Genomic DNA, 18,957 nt, shown 5'->3' with positions numbered 1-18,957 from the left:
GATGTAGTTGATGAGATCTAGAATCCGCCGCACGCTAGTCATTTTGATAATGACTTCGGTAGTCCGCAATTTTCCTATCTAATGAGGGCAGGTGAGTGGGGCGACCTTATAGATTCGCGCTTGCAGGTACGCCAAAAACCCCGTGACCCAATCTTCCGGTGGCTTAATTCGGCTTCTCATTGGGCGCATGGAGCTGTCAGAGGAGAAGTAGCACTTGGGAATGCTGTCTGCGGACGCACAGAGACAGAGCTATCCAGACAATGTTATCGAGTTAATCCAGAGGGCTCAGGCGCTGTTGAGTTTCTCTATTGGGACGACGCTTGTGGAAGGTGTCAATTACTTGGTTTGGTTTGAGTCTCAACATAGGCACTTGCCTGATTAAATTGGACTAGGGCAGTAGCGAGTAAGACACACCAGCCCTTGCAGTTGTTCGCGCAGATGCCTGCTAGGGTATTCATGCAGTTGCCGCCTCCATGAACCAAGCCGTGCATGTCCAGCGCTCATTCCGGAAGCATAAGGCCGCGACCCTGAAGTATTTGCAGGAGCGGCACTGTGATTGCTGAGCCCCCTTAGGCGAGTCAGCACCTGCGGAATCAGATGTTCGACCAAGTGTGCCGCAGCGGTGGTTATCAGCTTTGGAGTTGCATGCAAAAAAATATCGCAGCATTTGCAGGGGCAAGGCAATTAATAGGTCGGCACCGTGCTCATTGCAGCGAGTACTGGCGACCCGTATACCAGGTTCTTGAACTCAAAAATTCCGCAGGTCGACTTCGATGACTGGGCAGAAAATGAGCTAGGTATTCAGCCGGGTGCAAATCAATAGGATGGCAAGGTTCTTTCCGGCCGCTGTCGCTGGGATGTTTGGCATCTGCTGTCCATTGGCTAGTCCTTTAGTTCACGCATTCGTATGCATGCAAGGATTGACTAAGGGGCTGGAGTAAGGTCGGGAATAGAAAGACTCGAGTTATTCTGCAAGAAACTTAATTTTCGATGGCGATTTTCCCTAGAGCGTGTTGATCTTTGCAGTTCACTTTTTAATCAACCCACATTGGTAGCCACATCATGCTAAACGCAAGGGCTACCATCGCTTGGTAGTTCCTCGCCAACTTGTCATATCGCGTTGATATAGCTCTATATTTCTTTATTTTCAAAAAGGCATTCTCGACCAGGTGCCGCAAGCGATACATGCTCCAATCTATGTCGTGATTCCCCGTCTTGTTGTTGCCTCGCCTTGGTATTACCGGTTTCGCGCCAGCACTACGGGTAAATTCTCTGAGCGCTTCGCTATCATAGCCCTTGTCGGCTACAACCATTTCTACACCCGCTATCCCTTCAATTAACGATTCGCCATGAACAATATCATTAACCTGTCCGCCTGATATTTCAAAGTGTATTGGCAAACCGCCACTATCAACAGCCAGGTGGATTTTTGTCGTTTTACCGCCCCGGCTACAGCCAATGGCTTCGCATTGGCTGTCTCGAATATTTGTGCTGTCTTGATGGGCCTTGACGATACTTCCGTCTATAAAAACCCACTCTGGATCACGTAAAGAACTAAGAAAATTGAAGATTTCACTCATTACACCTTTACGTGACCAAAGGTTGAAGCGCCTGAAGACCTTACTCCAACACCCAAATTCCTTCGGAATATCCCGCCAGGGTATACCTGTTCGCATTCGGAACAAAATCCCCTCAAGTGTCATTCGATGTTCCGGTTTCTTGTAAATTCGTCCCGTTAAATACATCACTCGCGATAGTAAATCCCAGGTTTTATCTGTTAGCATAAGTCTCGGCATTTGAGTACGTTGTTTTGTTTTTTGGCGAAACCATTATAACTTACTCATTTGCCGTTCGTTTTTTATACCGCAAAGATCAACACGCTCTAGAATCATAGGTAAGGACTTGCTTCACGCACGTGACTGGGTCGCCGCTCAGCTTATATTATCCTGTCTCATGCGTGAGATTGTTTCTCGCGTTAATCTGGTTGTCGCTCAGCTTATATTGTCCCGTCTCATGCGTGAGACGGCTTCTCGCAGTTAATCCGATTGTCGCTCAGTTAATTTTTCCGTTCTTTTATGCGAGAGGCTGACTTAGCCCGCATTGCGAGCTCTGGCATGGTCGAAAGCATGGAAAGTGATGCCCTTCATTTTTCGATGATTAAGCCTGATCGGATACACAATGGAGAAGCCGAGTGAAGGCGATCTTGGAGCAGTTTTCAGGCTATCTTTCATTGGCGATCGCCTGTCATTGACCGGGGGCTGTATTAACGCTCCTTGACTCTGACTGATTACTACATCTAGATCAAGTCTACTTGGCCTTCCGTATCGGCGAAGTAGCGCGAGTACTAAACAAAGCATCCGCTGAAAGCTGCCCCCTTCAGTTTCAGGAGTTATTGGGCAGCTTCTGGCTGCTGACCGTAGGAGCAGGTCAAAATGCTGTTCGACAGGGTTGCTGAACAATCGTCTTGTGCAATCCTGTGCCCAAGAAAGCCTCAACTTCACCTTGCGCTTCTATCTTTATATGAACGCAAAGGCGTCAACCAGAGTGGTTCCGAGCCTTGTACAGCCTGAGGAAACGTCGATGGATAAAGCATAAAGCCAAGTCCGCTTATGAAGTGCTGAACGGTACAAAGATTGGCGACCGGTTGCTACTTCAGGGCTGGCGACCCGCTATTATTATCTGTTATCCTGATTATTGGGAATTTGGTTTACCCCATAATTAAACTAAGGGCTAGTGCTCAGCTTAAAAAAGTGCTCTAATGCTGTAGATTATAAAAAATTGCGTAGCTATTTTTTTGTCTGATTCAGAGTGTGGAACTCTTAATTCTAAGGACTGGTGTTAATTTGACATTAAGATGGGCTGGTGGCATTACATTCGCCAAAAACGAACCGGGACAACCTGCCTAGCCAAAAAGATGATTAACAGATAAGTAGTTGTCAAAACTAATTCGAATGATGATGAAAACTGGCCGCGTTTAAGACTAACTAGACACAGAAGTTCTTTTAAAGGCATCCTGTATGTGAGTCGTTTGTCTTTGGAACGATGATATAGCGCATTAGCAAGCAATATAGGCTCTATCTTCAGGGAAAGAAGCTTTAGGAAAGTCGTGGGGGTAACACGACGAGAATTCATATGGCTGTTGATAGTTGTAGTCTACCAATAGATTATATAATCAAGGGTGACAAAGCTCACGACTGTAAAGCAGCTATAGAATTACTAGAACAGTTGTCTAATGCAGAGCATGTTATCGTTGGTCGAGGCTATGATAGTGAGAAAATACGAGAGTAGGCCCGAAAAAAATAGTATCCGGGCCATACCGTGTAAATGCAGTTTAAGGGCAGGGAATGGCGATGTTGCTGGTACTTTTACAAGTATTGCCATCCCATAGAGAACTGATTTTCCAGGCTAAAGAATTATCGCTCAATAGCTATAAGATATGATAAATAGGCTCGGAATTATTCAAGCCCACTATCCTTGGCTTACTGCCTCATATAGCTGCCAAAGTTAGTTGGTTGAAGTGTGAACAGCAAAGATTTAATGGCCCTTATACTTGAATGTTAAAAGTAATTGGTAGCAAATGGAGCTCTACTTAGAATATGAAAACTTTAGTTATAAGGCTTTTGGCATTAATCATTTTGCCTGCCCTGGCCGTTTCAGCCTATTTCTTTTTTAACGAAAATTTTGGTATTCCTCAGGTTAAAGGCGAGCTACAGGTCTCTGGTATTAAGGAAAATATAAGTATTGAACGGGATGACAACGGTACGGTTTATATTAAAGCGCCAAAGGATGAGCTAGTCTTTTTTGGGATGGGTCTGGCGCATGCTCAAGATCGTCTATGGCAACTTGAACTGCAGCGAAGAATTGCACAGGGTCGTTTAAGTGAGCTTTTCGGTGCTTCCTCCGTTTCAGTTGATGCACAAATGCGTACTCTGGGTTTGTATGACGCGGCTAAATCTGCCTGGGCGTCCTTGTCTCCGCAAGCCAAGTCGTCACTCATTGCATACAGTGCCGGGATTAATAGCTGGTTGGAAAAAACCGACGGACTGCCACCGGAATTCTATATTTTCGATATTACTCCCGAACCTTGGACACCAATTGATTCACTCGCTTGGAGCAAGGTGTTCGCGCTACACCTTTCCGACAGCATGTGGAGCGAACTCTCTCAATTTATGGCCAAATCCTATTTGAACGACGATCAATTTTCCGAGTTTTTTGCTGACTATTCTCAAGATAGTACGCTAACCGTTGCCCAATCTGGCAATAATACGGTGAAAAACTTTGCCGCAATGGCGCAACTGCACGATGTGCTGAAACAGCATTTTATCGTTGGTAGTCCATATGTGGGTAGTAATGCTTGGGTGGTGTCTGGGAGGTTGACTGACAACGGTCAGGCATTGTTAGCCAACGATCCCCACTTGGGGCTTCAAATCCCTTCTTTGTGGTATATGGCCAGTTTAACAGGAGAAAGAATTAATGCCGTCGGCATGACATTGGTTGGTTTGCCGGTGATTATTTTCGGGCGTAACCAGAAAGTAGCTTGGGGTGGAACCAACTTGATGGCTGATGTACAGGATTTGTATTTCGAGCAAGTCAAGCTTAACAACCCCAAGCAATATCTCAACAATGGGCAGTGGCTGGAGTTCAAAACCCGAAAAGAGTATATCAAGGTTCGCCCCGAATTCCCAGTAATGCTAAGAGAAGCGGTAAAACCGGTTGAAATAAGGATAAGGGAAACTGTTAGAGGGCCGGTGATCAGTGACGCATTCGGATTATCTGATCAACCGATTTCCTTACGATGGACTGCACTTGATGATAAAGACACAAGTTACGAAGCTTTCTTAAAGCTCAATTATGTCAGTGATTGGGGCTCTTTCAAATCGGCTTTGAGCCATTACGTTGCACCTAACTTGAATTTTTTATACATCGATGTACACGGTAATATCGGTTATCTAGGCGCCGGTAAAATTCCGATTCGAGAAAAAGGTCGGGGTAATATGCCGGTTCATGGCGGTAGTGGTGATTATTTCTGGCGTGGTTATGTACCGTTTGAGCAGTGGCCACAAAGTTACAATCCTCCCGAAGGTTTTATCGTTTCGGCCAACAACAAACTTGTCGGCGATGACTACCCCTTCCATATTTCCGATAATTGGGCGCCTCCTGCGAGAGCCAATCGAATCGAGCAGATGCTGTCCGAGGAAATTGCAGCTGGCAGAGAAATTTCATTGGATTACGTTAAGACAATGCAGGCGGATACTTTGAGCCTCGGTGCCAAAAAGCTGCTCGACCTGCTTAAGACTATGCCTATGGAGACGGAGCAACAACACGAAGCTCTGCAGTTCATCAAAAATTGGGATGGAGACATGGCAACCGACAGTATAGCGGCTTCTATTTTTTACAGTTGGACCAGGCACCTGAGGATTGCAATATATAAGGACGCATTTAAGGCCGATTATGGCCGTGTAGCAGATTCGGGTCTGCTCAGACGAATATATTTGAACACCACGTATGACCAGATTTTAGCTGCGCTAACCCCAGGCAGTGCGTTCTGGTGTGAAAATAATAATTCCATACTGGTAGAAGAATGTTCGATGGTAGCCCGTCAAGCGTTAAACGACGCCATCAAGGAGCTGAGTAAGCTGGCGGGAACTGATATGAACGATTGGGCTTGGGGGAGAATAAATACTGGTGTATACGCCCACAACCCGTTTAGCCGTATCAATTTGTTCAAAAAGATTTTTGAGCGTAGAGTTGCCGCCGCCGGTGGGCCAAATACAGTCAATGTATCGTCGTCAGTATTTAGAGATGCTGAAGGATATGAACAGACTTTTGGTGCCGGATTCAGGCAGATCATGCGAGTCGGCGATCAAGGAGTCGAGCATTTTTACATGAACTCAACTGGACAATCGGGGAATGTGTTTAGTCAACATTATGATGATATGGTTGAATCGTTTTCTCAAGGGCGCTACCACAATATCAACGACGCTCGAATCAATAATAAACTATTACTGATTAGCCAAGATAATAAATCGACCACAAACAAGTAGTTAACAGGGGTAATCAGATGAAGCTTTTTGATGCATTCAGCAAGCAGGCTCCAAATAAAGTACTACTTTCGATAGTGCTGGGTGCGCTGTCGGGGATCAGTTATGCTGTTTTAATCCCCATTGTTTTAAGTGCTATCACCGTTGATTCCAGTACTATTGTGGAATCCGAGCTTAGTGTTAGAACAGTATTGTCATTTGAAGTGCTCAACTACAAAATGGCGGCTTTATTTATGTTTGTCTGTATCTTTATCTTAGTCACCAGGACACTTTCTCAGGTGATATTAACCCGGGTATCTATCGATTTAACCACCAAAGTACGTATTCAGCTCTACGAGCGAATCATGGCAGCACCAATCGACGTGCTGGAAAGAATGGGGTCGTCGAAATTGATTGCGACCATTACGACCGATGTTGCACGTATTGTCATGGGAGCAAGATTGATCCCCGATGTACTGATTAATTCTGTAACTATTATTGGTTTGTTAGGATTTTTACTATATCTAAACTACAATGTATTCTGGTTCGTTATAGGGGCGCTACTTTTCGGAATTGTAACTTACCAGCTACCGATCATGGTGAGTAATTGGTACTTTGAACATTCGCGAAAAAAAGTAGATGAGCTTCAGGAATCTATTCGTGGTTTGATTTATGGTGCCAAAGAGTTGAAGTTGAATGACGTTAAAAGCAAGGTTTACGTCAAAGATGTGTTGATGAATAACGAGTTTGCCGTGCGCAAAGCCGATAAGACCGGTAATACCATTGTACGTACTGCCGCCAACTATGGCGATATGATCAGCTTTTTTGTCATAGGGATAGTGACTTTTATTTTTGTCAATTATGAGTCCATCAGCAATGAACAATTGGTTGGTGTAGTAATGGCGTTGTTGTATATCACTGGGCCGGTTTCTATTGTGATCAATACTATTCCCCAGCTGGTTATTGCTCGGATCTCGCTGAATAAAGTCAACCGCATTTTTGCAGAGATCCCACCGGAGGAAATAAATCAAGAAGTGACCAAGCTTGAACCTTGGAATCGGATCCTATTTTCCGATGTTTGTTACAAGTACAACCTGGAGGATGGGGCGCCCGGTTTTAAAGTTGGTCCGGTGAATTTCACTATTGAAAAGGGTAGTATTGCCTTTATTGTCGGTGGTAACGGCTCTGGTAAATCGACATTAAGTAAGATGCTTTCGCTTCACCATTTACCTGACGAAGGTCAAATCAAGTATGGCGAAACTGTAGTCGACGATTCCAATCTTAAAAGCTGTCGCCAAGTCATTTCTTCGATTTATTCAGACTACTATCTTTTTGACCGTTTGCTCGATGGCAGTCACGAAGAGCAAAAAGAAGATATGCATCGGTATCTGCGTGAGCTCGGCCTAGATACCAAAGTCTCCATTGTCGATGGCAAGTTCTCAACAATCAAGCTATCCGACGGGCAGAAAAGAAGGCTGGCGTTGTTGGTCGCCTTTCTTGAAGACAAAGAGTTTTATCTGTTTGACGAATGGGCGGCAGACCAAGATCCAATCTTTAAAGAATTTTTCTATAACAACGTATTAGCTCAACTAAAGAACAAAGGTAAGGCAGTAGTTGTTATCAGTCATGACGATCGTTATTTCAATGTTGCCGACAAAATATTGGTTATGGAAAATGGTCAGTTGATTGATTGTATAATCGACAAAGAACTCATCGCCCAACGAACATTGAGTCGCACAGTCGTCAGCAGCAAAATTAGGCAGCAAGAAGCTGTTTGACACGGATTTGAGAGCTAAAAATGACTATTAACAAAGCCTTATTCGATCTGTCGATATCACAAAAAGACATCTATTTTGACCAATTGCATCATGCAGGTAGTCCATTATATAACATTGGCGGATTTGTCCGCTGTTGGTCTCTGGAGATTGGAAGAATTCGCCATGCCCATCGTGAGGTGGTATTAAATCATGAAGCGTTTGGCATTCGAATTGTCCATCAAGAGCATGAAGTGAAGCAATATGTCAGTTCGGACCGTACTATTGAATTACCACTGCTTGATTTCAGCGACAGATTAGATCCAAAAAAAGCCGCTTTTGATTGGATGGATGAGCTTTTTAATACTCCAATCCCATACTATGATAGCGAGTTGACTAAAGCTACTTTAGTGAAAATTTCCGCGACGGAATATTGGTATGTTGGCTTGAGTCATCACTTGGCAATGGATGGCTGGGGCTTCTCCAATTGGGCACATAAGCTTGCCGATTACTACAACGAAGTCGAAGGTGAACCGACCAAACTTGGCAGTTGGCAACAAATATGTCGGCAAAATCAAGAGTACGTCGAATCAAAGCGGTATGCCTTGGATAAAGAGTTTTGGCTTGACCACTGTGCCAACGTCCCCGATAAAATTTTAACCGGCCATTACATTTCGGAAATTGATGGGCCGCGCAGTACACGTTATCGCGTTGCAATATCTAGAAGTGTTTACAATGACTATAGCAAAGCTGCCGAATCCATGGAAACCGGGGTGTCACAGTTGTTTTTGGCGATGCTGGCAATTTATTTTGCCAAGACATATAGCCGGGACAAAATATCGTTTGGTACACCGTTTCATAATCGTAAAAACCATGCGCAAAAAAAAATGATTGGGGTGTTCACCAGCGTTAGTCCGCTGATCGTCGGTGTTGATAAGTCGCAAAGCTGTATCAGTTTGGTTAAACAAATTACCAGACTGCAAAGGGCTAGTTTTCGCCACCAAGGCTTTCCTATCGGCCACTTGATGCAATCACTGGGATTAACTGGTGAACATAATGAAATGTACGATGTATGTTTCAATTTTTTGAAGCTCGATTACAGTGGGCTGTCGTTCGATAGCCATCATGCTGAAGTAGTCTACCATACGCATAACCGTATAAAAGCACCACTTACTGTGACCATATGGGATGGCGGTGCCGAAGATATAGAGCTGCAGCTGGATTACAACCACGGCTATTTTTGTGAGGACGAAATCCACTTACTAGCAAAACGTTTTGAACACATTCTTGGTTTGTTGACTTGTCCAGAGCAACAGCAAAGGCCCATTACAGAGTTGGAGCTAATTCCATCAGATGAAGCCAAGATGCTATGTCAGTCACTTAACGATACGCAGGCCGACTACAACAAGAACCATTTGATGCATCAGCTTTTCGAAGCTCAGGCGAAAAAAACGCCGGACAGAGTTGCCGTAATGTTCGAGCAAGATTCGATGACCTACCATCAACTCAATTGTGCTGCCAATAGATTGGCGCAGTACTTGAGGGAACAAGGGATCGGGGTCGAGGAGTTTGTTGGCATTTGCGTGGAACGCTCGCTGGATATGCTGGTGGGGATCTTGGCTGTTTTAAAAGTCGGCGGGGCCTATGTATCGCTCGACCCCAATTATCCGCAAAACCGCTTAGATTACATTACTGAGGATACCTCGCTTAATTGGGTTTTGACCCAGAGTGAATTGGTCGGGAAGTTCGATCGATCAACAGACCTTACCTGTATTGAACTGGACGATCCGGCATTTAAAGAATTACTAGGACGATTTCCAGAAAGTGATTTAGAACTGGCTGAAGCACAACAACCAAACAAGCTGGCCTATGTGATTTATACCTCTGGCTCTACAGGTAAGCCCAAAGGGGTGATGATAGAACACAGAAACGCAGTTGCCATGTTGAGCTGGGCAATCGATTACTTCAGCGCAAACGAAATGCAATGCGTGCTAGCCTGTACTTCATTAAACTTCGACCTGTCGGTATTTGAATTGTTTGCGCCACTCAGTTGCGGTGGCAGCTGTTTAATCGTCGAAAATATTCTGATGCTGGTTGAACACAACTATGAAGACAAAGGTATCACGATGATCAACAGTGTACCTTCCGGTGTGTCTGCGGTACTCAAGGAAAATCGTATACCTAGTTCAGTAAAAACCATCAATTTGGCCGGAGAAGCTTTGCGTCAGTCGTTGGTGAACGACCTCCACCAATTGCTATCTCTCGACAGAGTAGTCAACTTATACGGGCCGTCAGAAGATACTACTTATTCAACCGTCATGGCTATGGACGATATGGTCCAAGGTTCGGTTTTGATTGGTAGACCTATCACCAATACTCAAGCCTATATATTAAACGAAGCGCGAGAATTGCTGCCGATGGGTGTCGTTGGTGAGTTGTATCTGGGTGGCGATGGTTTGTCTCGTGGGTATCTCAATCGGCCTGACCTCAACTCAAGCGTTTTTATTAAAAATTCATTTTCTGACAACGATGATGGTCGTTTATACAAAACCGGGGATTTGGTGCGTTACATGCCTGACGGTAACTTGGCCTATGTTGGTCGGATAGACGAACAGGTCAAAATCCGTGGTTTTCGTATCGAACTTAAAGAAGTGGAACACCATTTAGGAAATTGTGCAAATGTGGCTGCCAGTATAGTGGTCGCAAGGGACGATGAATCAGGCTCTAAGCGATTGGTTGCTTACGTTGAAATGAACGGCGACGAGGATGAAGCCGAATTTGTCAAAAAACTAAAAGACGCTTTGCATCAGAGTATGCCGCAGTATATGGTGCCTTCGGCTTTTGTGCTGATCACCGAATGGCCGTTGTCACTGAATGGCAAAATTGACAAAAAGGCTTTGCCTGCGCCTGATGGGACCGACATGCAGGGCCATTACGTTCAGCCTGAAACCGCCAGTGAAAAATTGCTCACTGATATTTGGGCGAAGATATTGGAACTGGATGCGAAACGAATAAGTGTTACTGCCAATTTTTTCACCCTCGGAGGTCATTCTCTGCTGGCGATGCGGATGATTGCCGAGATACGTACCCAAATGGCATGCGAATTGCCGGTTGAAACTATTTTCACCGCGCAAAATATTCGGCGTTTGGCTGCGCTGGTAGATAAAGGAAGCGAACTCCCGATTCGTCCGGCCGTTTGTAGACTCAATGTTCAATCTGACAAAATGGCGTTGTCCTATGCTCAGCATCCTCTATGGTTTATTGATCAGATGGAAGGCAGTAGTGTGCATTATAATATGCCTGCAGCATTTAGGGTTGATGGGAGGCTGAACCTGGAGGCTGTGGAGCGGGCTGTGACCAATATAGTTAAGCGCCATCAGCCACTGCGTACGGTATTTGCCGAGCATGACGGCGATGGCGTACAAATCATACGAGACGAGTTCAATTTTGCTCTTGATTATTTCGATTTGCGTCAACTTGACACTGAGTACCAGCACGATACCGCCAATGAATTAATTTTGTATCATGCGAAAAAAACCTTCGATTTATCAAAGGATTTGATGATTCGGGTAGGCTACATTGATTTGTCTTGTACTGGCCATGACCAACAAGGGATCCTGTTGTTCAATATGCACCATATCGCTTCGGATGGCTGGTCTGTCAATATTATGCTCAAGGAGTTTGCCGCACTGTACGAAGCGGCCCTGGAAGATGCAGTAGATCCATTGCCCCCGCTTGAGATCCAGTATTCCGACTATGTCTATTGGCAGCAGCATTCGTTGCAAGGAGAGTTATTGGACGCTCAGTTGTGCTACTGGAGCAAGCAACTCGAAGATGCACCAATAGTACACAGCTTGCAGCTTGATCATGCTCGCCCTGAAAAAAAGTTGTTCCGTGGCGAAGTAGTGACGGGGCATGTCGACAGCTCCTTCACCGAACAGCTGATGGAAGTAGCCGCAAAACATGACGTTACCCCATTTATGTTATTGCACGCGGTGCTATGTCTGGTAATTTCACGCCATAGTAACAGCCAGGACATTGTCATCGGCACACCGACTGCCAACCGAACTCAGGCTGAATTGGTACCCTTGGTCGGTTTTTTTGTTAATACCCTTGTGTTACGTGTCGATACCGACTACAAAAGTTTTCCGTCTTATCTCAAACACGTTAAAGAGGTCAATCTGGCTGCACAGGCAAATCAGGACGTGCCTTTTGAGTCGTTGGTGGAAAATTTGAAACCTCCTCGCACTTCCCAGCATTCACCGTTGTTCCAAATTACTTTTAGTATGGATACCAACGATTTTTCGGAATTGAACCTACCTGGGGTGCAGATTAGCGAGTTGCCCTGTCGTGAAGTGATGGCGAAGTTTGATTTGGACATTTCGACGAAGATCAATGAAGACGGCATTTTCATGTCTTGGGTATATGACACATCGTTGTTTACCCAGCATCACGTGCAGAGCCTAAGTGATCATTTTCACGAACTGTTGTTGTCGGTTGCGCGTAACCCAGATGGATTGCTGTCTGAGTTGCCGATGTTGTTGCCTGAAGAGGTTGAATATCTGGTCAAACAATGCAATGCCACTGACACCGAATATCAGAATGAGATGTTGATCCATGAGTTGTTTGAAGCCTGTGTTCACAATGCTCAGGATGGTATAGCCCTGGTTTATGAAAATGAAAAGTACAGCTACCGGGAGCTGGATAAATTATCCAGTCAATGGGCTCATTATCTGAGAAACGCAGGGGTGACGACTGACTCCGTTGTGGGGATCTGCACAACACGCTCGACGCACATGATAGTGGCTATGTTGGCCATACTCAAAGCCGGTGGAGCCTATGTTCCACTCGATGCCAACTACCCTGTAAGACGGCTGGAATATATGATCGAAAACAGTGGCTTACAACATCTGGTGACGATTAGTGGGCTGACCGACAGGTTACAAATCCCTCAAGGAGTTAGTTTAATTGAACTCGATTCCGAAAGTTTCAGCAGGCAGTTGCAGGACTATCCAGATAGCCGACTTGAACGGGCAGAAGGACAAGATTCTGACTCACTGGCTTATGTTATATACACCTCTGGCTCTACCGGACAGCCTAAAGGTGTAGGATGTCTGCATCGCTCTTTGATCAATCTACTGACCGATATGCAGACCAGGGGCAAAATCGGCGTTGGCGACAATTGTAGTGTGTGGACCAATATCAGTTTCGACGTTTCAGTCTATGAAATCATGAGTGCTTTGTGCAGTGGTGCTACTTTGCATGTCGTACCGGAACAGGTCAGACTCGATAAAGAGTTGATGTTCCACTGGATGCAAGAGCACCAGATTCACAGCGCCTATTTACCGGCATTTTACCTGCTCAGATTTGCCGCTAAAATCCGCGCCAGAGAGGTTAAATCAAGCCTTAAACTGTTGCTTGTCGGGGTCGAGCCAATTGTTGAGTCGGTATTGGTTAGTTTGCAAAAACATATCGAGGGCTTGCAGGTTGTCAACGGGTACGGCCCATCGGAGACGACCGTTTGTTGTACATTATACAACGTGCCAAATAACCATATTGAAGAAGGCAAAAACTTTACGCCTATCGGCAAGCCTGTGGCCAATACCAAAACACTGATACTGAGCAAAAATATGGAATTGTGTCCGGTTGGCGTGACGGGTGAGCTTTATGTCGGTGGTGATGGTTTGGCGCGGGGCTATATCAATAACTCAGCGATGACCGCAGAGCGGTTTATCGTCAACCCCTTTGGCAATTCTCCTGAAGACCGATTGTATCGCACTGGTGATCTGGTGCGTCGCTTGCCTGATAGCAATATTCAATTTGTCGGCAGGATAGACGATCAGATCAAAATCAGAGGTTTCAGGGTGGAACTCGGTGAGGTTATGAGCCAAATCACTGCTTGCGCCGGCGTGGACTCTTCGCTGGTCATGCTGTTTGAAGACTTAAAAGGCGAAAAATCTCTTGTCGCTTATATGGTTCCGGAGGATGCCGGTAGTGACGAGCAGACCCTGGTGCGGCAAGTCAAGCAGTCCATCGGCACTGTGTTGCCCAATCACATGATCCCTTCGGCATTTGTCGTTATCGAGCAATGGCCGACGACCCTTAACGGCAAAGTGGACCGCAGGGCCTTACCAAAACCCGACTACGCCGTATTGCAAGGTAAATACGTTGCTCCCAAGAACGATACCGAGCAGACGTTGGTGGACATATGGGCGGAGCTCTTGAATCTGAATGTTGCCGAGATCAGTACAGAGGCGAACTTTTTTGAAATCGGCGGTAATTCTTTGCTTTCCTCGAAATTGATCCATATAGCCGGCACCCAGCACGGCTTGTCTATTGCGATCATCGATATTTTCCAGTGTCCTACGGTATGCAGTCTTGCGGTGCGGGCGTTAAATAATGCGCAAGGGACCAGTAAATCCAGCGCGTTGTTACCACTGCAAAAATCTGGTCATCAAGGTCCAGTTCCTTTGTCGTTTACACAGCATTTGTTATGGTTCGTCGAGCAACTAGAAGGCCAAACTAATAAGCATAATATTACCGGCGGGGTGAAAGTTCACGGCAAATTCAGTGTCAACATCGCTTGTGAAGTGTTGACTTTTTTAGTTGCCAAACATCCGATCCTTAAAACCAGGATCTCTGTTGGTAATGATGGACTGCCGATGCAGTTTTTTGATGAAAGCTTGAAACCGAAGCTGGAAGTTCTAGACCTAAGCAATGGTGCTGAAGATGTGAGGGACAAGACTTATACCGCGAAAGCCAGCGAGTTCGGCACCCGTTGTTTTGATCTAAATAGAGATGCATTGTTCGCGGTATTGATAGCCAAACTGTCAGACACCCAATGGCGACTGTTCGTCAATTTCCACCATCTTATTTCCGATGGTTGGTCAATCAATACCTTTTTCAATGAGTTTATGCAGGTCTATGATGACATTGCAGATGGTAAAAGGTTGGCTATCTGCGAACATGCATTGGGATATCATGACTTCGTGTTGTGGCAGCAGGAATTCCTTAATACGCCTTTGGCAGAAGAGCAAAGAGAATTTTGGGCACAGTACTTGTTTGGCTGTAATCAGGTTTTACAGTTGCCATTTTCTCCTGCAGCCAATCCTTCTGAAGATCCAGGTGAAATGAAACTGGCTAATGCGGTTGATTCTGAGACCCGTAACAAATTACTGAAACTTGCACATAAACATAAAGTTAGTTTGTTTAACGTCATTCACAGTGCTCTTGCCAATGTGCTATCGCGACTTAGCGGTGAGTCGGATTTGAATATTGGTGTTCCAATTACAGGTCGAAATCTTGCCGGTGTTGAAAATATCCTTGGAGTATTTATCAACAATCTGCCGGTCAGATGTCAGCTGGATATGTCCGAATCTTTTGATCAATGCATCATCGAGCAGTCCAGAAGTTTGGCCAGGGCTTTGTCGCATCAAGAACTACCGTTTCAAAAAATATTGGAAACCATAGATGTCCAAAGGGATGCATCTACTCCTTTGTTCCAGGTGTTGCTCAATGTGTTGAGTCTGCCTCCGTTGGAGTTGAGCGGTCATTGTGTTGATATCGAAGTTGATTTTGCCCCGCCTATTGAAGGTAAATTCGATATCACTTTGTATGTCAACGATACCGATAATGGAATGTCCATCACTTGTAACTACAACAAAGAGGTTTATGGCGGCAAATATGTCGGCTTAATGCTTGATCAGTTGGTCTGTCTGCTTTACAAAGTGGCTGAAGATAGTAGTAAACCCTGTGGCAGTTATTCGCTGGTATGGCATGATGATCTCCATAGACAACCGGTTAGCACGCTGTCTCAGGCCAATCTGTTGCCTGATCCACGCCTGTTAACTAAAGCCGTTCACGAGCACTGGGCCGGTTCGGTTCACTACCTGTTTGAGGAGGCTGCTGAGACCTATGGTGATCGCATGGCAGTTAAATTTGGTGATGTCCGGTGGAATTACCGGCAGTTAAATGAGCTAAGCCATGCCTTTGCCCATTATTTGAAAAAACGTGGGATTGGTCGCGGTGATGTCATCGGTATAATAGCACAACGTAATCACTACTTGGTTTTGGCTACTTTTGCCGTGTTGAAATCCGGTGCAGCCTTTGTCATGTTGGCCGACGATACGCCGATTGAAAAATTAAACTCTCAGATAGAGCTAGCTTCGCCGGTTGCTTTCATCACCCTCGATGGCACCGACGTGTCCGGCATTATAAACGATTACCAAGAAAAGCACTTTGTCCCAGAATTCAATGTGGCACAACTGTTGTTACAATTGTCGGATTATCCTGAAGCAGCAGAGTTTGTAAGTGAGAATGTTGACGGTGATGCTCTGGCATACATTGCCTTTACCTCTGGTACTGAAGGTAAATCTAAGGTGGTGAGAGGACGACACAGTGCACTAAGTTACTATTTGCCATGGACGGCTGAGCACTTCAGTATTACCGAACAATGCCGCTTTGCTATGCTTTCAGGGCTGATGCACGATCCGCTGCAACGGGATATGTTTACGCCCTTATGTGTTGGTGCCCAGCTCTATATTCCAGAAGACATCAAAGATGTAGTTAAACTGACCAAATGGCTTAATGAAATGTGCATCAGTGTGCTCAACATAACCCCGAGTCTCGGCTCATTCCTGTGGGGGGGCAATACCACGCGGCTGATGTCGTTACGGTTGCTGTTTAGCGCCGGAGAGCCACTCACCCAAGCCCATCTCAAGACAATCTTGCGTATTAGTGACAATGTTCGAGTAGTCAATTTGTATGGTTCTACCGAAACCTGCCGTGCACTGGGATTCTTTGAGGTCACGGCACAGTATTTGACACAGCACTCTAGTGGCAATGTGCCTGTGGGTAGGGGAATGGGCGATTGTCAGCTGATTGTGCTCAATCAAAACTTACATCAATGCGGCATCGGGGAGTTGGGACAAATCGGTATTCGCAGTCGCCATCTGTCTTTGGGTTACCACGATAATCCGAAGGAAACTGCAGATAAATTTATCGCCAATCCATTTTGTTCGGTATTGGACGATAGTAGCGATATTATCTATCTGACCGGAGATTTGGGTCGATACCATGATGACGGTAGTGTCATCTGTCTTGGTCGAAATGATCGTCAAATCAAGGTCCGCGGGTTCAGGGTTGAACTCGGAGAAATCGAATCAGCAATTGTCGGCCTTGAGATGGTGGATACAGCCGCAGTTGTGGTCAAGCAACGTAATGAAAACGAAAACTACCTGGTGGCTTACCTAACTCTTAGTGAACAAAGCAAGGGAAAGTCATTTGAGGCGGCTCAAATCAAAGCGTTACTCAAGAACAAGTTGGCGGGCTACATGGTGCCTCAGTCAATCTATGCTATCGACAGCTTACCGAGAACCGCGAACGGTAAATTGGATACCCGAGCGCTGCTTGAATTGTCGGACACCGAATTAGAACCTCAAAGAGAAATAGTTGCACCTCAAACTCATATGGAAAGAAACCTGCTACCAATATGGCAGGAGATATTGAAACGCGACGATATTTCAATAACAGATGACTTTTTTAAACTCGGCGGGCATTCGCTGCTGTCGACCCAACTGTTGTCACGTGTTCAATCCCAAGCCGGTGTCGAAATATCTATCAAAATATTCTTTGAGGACAGCAGTATCAAGAACATTGCAGCTAAGGTCGAAGAAAACCTGTTGGTCAACAGCGTGCTAAACAATATCAGCGATAAGCGCGAAAAGAACAAGTTATCTCTGTGACCCGAAGGAGAACAATAAAAGTGATAGTATCAGCAGCAGAAAACAGGTTTTACTCGTCATTGCAAGTCCAATTGTTCGATTTGATGTCGGACAGTGAGGCTATGAGAAAAAAAGTTGTAGAGGTCGATATCAGAGCATTGCAGAACTACCCATATCCTTTTGCCAGTTGGCCTTTGATTTTGTCGAGTGAACGGATTAAAGAGATAGCGCGTTTCGTCGAACTCTTTCCTAAGGTGTTGCTCAAGGTTATAAAGGAAACTTTCGGCAATAACGCCCAAGCGTTGGCGAATTATGTTAACGAACCGCTGTTTATCTGTGAAATGATGCTGAACATGGGGGTCGACCCAAAGGATATGTTGATACGCCACGATATCATCATTTCCGGACAGAAGATCAAGTTGTTAGAAGTCAATGCCGGGTCAACTATCGGTGGATGGCAACTCGATTGGCTCGCCGGCAATTTCCTTCGGGTACTTCAAGCTTTTCCCGAGACAGCCCTGTGGAATGTTAAAAGTCGGCCAATAGTGGAAAATCTGTTTGCAGCGCTTTTGGCTAGCATCAAGCGTATAAAAGGCCCGGGAGCCACAGGCAACATTGTTATGGCAGTCATGAGTGCAAATCAAGACAATGACGAGTTTGTTGAAGACGCAATTTTGTTTTTCTATGAGCAATTTCGTTTGGCACGAAAAGGCAGTTTCCCCAACGGTAAACTTTCGATCTGCCGTAATGTGAGCGACCTTGAATTTAAACCCGGCGGTGATGTGTTTATGAACGGGGAGATTGTTGACGCTTTTTTTATCCCGGTCGGAGACACCATGCAAGGTCAGGATAAATTGTATTACCAGCTTACCAGTAGCAGCTTAAGAAATAAACTTGTCTTTCCCGACAGCCCTCACCGGTTGATACTTGGAAGCAAAAATTTGTTGGCCTTAATGCATGAAGCACTTTACAAAATTGAATTGACCGATGAGGAACGAAAGCTAATTACTGAAAACATCCCGTGGGGCGCCAAACTCAACAGTAAGGAGGCCAATTGGCAATCGGAAAAGGTTGAGTTAAGACCATTTCTAATGGAACAGCAGCATAGGTTGGTCATTAAGAAAGCGCATTCGTTTCAGGGACTCGATGTTTTTATCGGCAAAGACTGCTCGCCAGAAGAGTGGCAGGAAATCATTGAGAAATATGGCGACGACAACGATTGGTTGGTGCAGGAATATTGTAAACCTGATGCTGTGTCGATATGTCATCCGCAAGATGGCATTGTTGGGGCAAGAGCCGTATGGGGGATCTTTGATTTCGGCAACAATTACAGTGGCGCATTTATCAGAGCGGCGACTATCGGAATGAATGATGGGGTGATCAATTCTGCTAGGGGGGCGATAGAGCTCTTCGTTATGGAAGAAGCTGCTCAAGCCAGAAAAATGGTCATTTAAAATTAAT

Annotated in this window: 6 protein-coding genes and 1 pseudogene; 5 read left to right on the top strand and 2 right to left on the bottom strand. The window is 45.3% G+C overall.

Annotated features, from left to right (window positions below):
- Positions 1-1,034 precede the first annotated feature (1,034 nt).
- The gene (locus J3B89_RS04475; protein ID WP_215396283.1) at positions 1,035-1,796 is read right to left on the bottom strand and encodes an IS5 family transposase; all 762 of its coding nucleotides are present in this window, start codon (positions 1,794-1,796) and stop codon (positions 1,035-1,037) included.
- A gap of 294 nt (positions 1,797-2,090) precedes the next feature.
- Positions 2,091-2,231, bottom strand: coding sequence for a hypothetical protein (locus J3B89_RS04470; protein WP_215396282.1), 141 nt, complete (start codon positions 2,229-2,231; stop codon positions 2,091-2,093).
- Between the two features lie 840 nt (positions 2,232-3,071).
- Here J3B89_RS04470 and J3B89_RS21180 point away from each other — a divergent pair.
- From J3B89_RS21180 to J3B89_RS04445, 5 genes and pseudogenes are all read left to right on the top strand, one after another.
- Positions 3,072-3,444: pseudogene (locus J3B89_RS21180) on the top strand (transposase); the annotation flags it as partial.
- A 152-nt stretch (positions 3,445-3,596) separates the two neighbouring features.
- Complete coding sequence (locus J3B89_RS04460; RefSeq protein WP_215396280.1) at positions 3,597-6,044, top strand: penicillin acylase family protein; 2,448 nt, start codon at positions 3,597-3,599, stop codon at positions 6,042-6,044.
- A gap of 17 nt (positions 6,045-6,061) precedes the next feature.
- Positions 6,062-7,798: a cyclic peptide export ABC transporter gene (locus J3B89_RS04455; protein ID WP_215396279.1), complete on the top strand. Its 1,737-nt coding sequence runs from the start codon at positions 6,062-6,064 to the stop codon at positions 7,796-7,798.
- A 20-nt stretch (positions 7,799-7,818) separates the two neighbouring features.
- Entirely contained in the window at positions 7,819-17,517 is a 9,699-nt protein-coding gene (locus J3B89_RS04450; protein ID WP_215396278.1) for a non-ribosomal peptide synthetase, read from the top strand.
- Positions 17,518-17,618: 101 nt separating this feature from the next.
- Entirely contained in the window at positions 17,619-18,950 is a 1,332-nt protein-coding gene (locus J3B89_RS04445) for a hypothetical protein (protein ID WP_215396277.1), read from the top strand.
- Positions 18,951-18,957: the final 7 nt, after the last annotated feature.

Source organism: Rheinheimera oceanensis, from assembly GCF_018831085.1.
GTDB lineage: Bacteria > Pseudomonadota > Gammaproteobacteria > Enterobacterales > Alteromonadaceae > Alishewanella > Alishewanella oceanensis.
The sequence above is the reverse complement of the archived record's forward strand: the minus strand, read 5'-3'. Positions and strand labels throughout refer to the sequence as shown.

What these genes read in the sequence shown, in the direction of transcription:
- J3B89_RS04455 (WP_215396279.1), top strand. Translation starts at nt 6,062, where the DNA reads ATGAAGCTTTTTGATGCATTCAGCAAGCAGGCTCCAAATAAAGTACTA.
- J3B89_RS04470 (WP_215396282.1), bottom strand. Translation starts at nt 2,231, where the DNA reads ATGAAAGATAGCCTGAAAACTGCTCCAAGATCGCCTTCACTCGGCTTC.
- J3B89_RS04445 (WP_215396277.1), top strand. Translation starts at nt 17,619, where the DNA reads ATGAGAAAAAAAGTTGTAGAGGTCGATATCAGAGCATTGCAGAACTAC.
- J3B89_RS04475 (WP_215396283.1), bottom strand. Translation starts at nt 1,796, where the DNA reads ATGCCGAGACTTATGCTAACAGATAAAACCTGGGATTTACTATCGCGA.
- J3B89_RS04460 (WP_215396280.1), top strand. Translation starts at nt 3,597, where the DNA reads ATGAAAACTTTAGTTATAAGGCTTTTGGCATTAATCATTTTGCCTGCC.
- J3B89_RS04450 (WP_215396278.1), top strand. Translation starts at nt 7,819, where the DNA reads ATGACTATTAACAAAGCCTTATTCGATCTGTCGATATCACAAAAAGAC.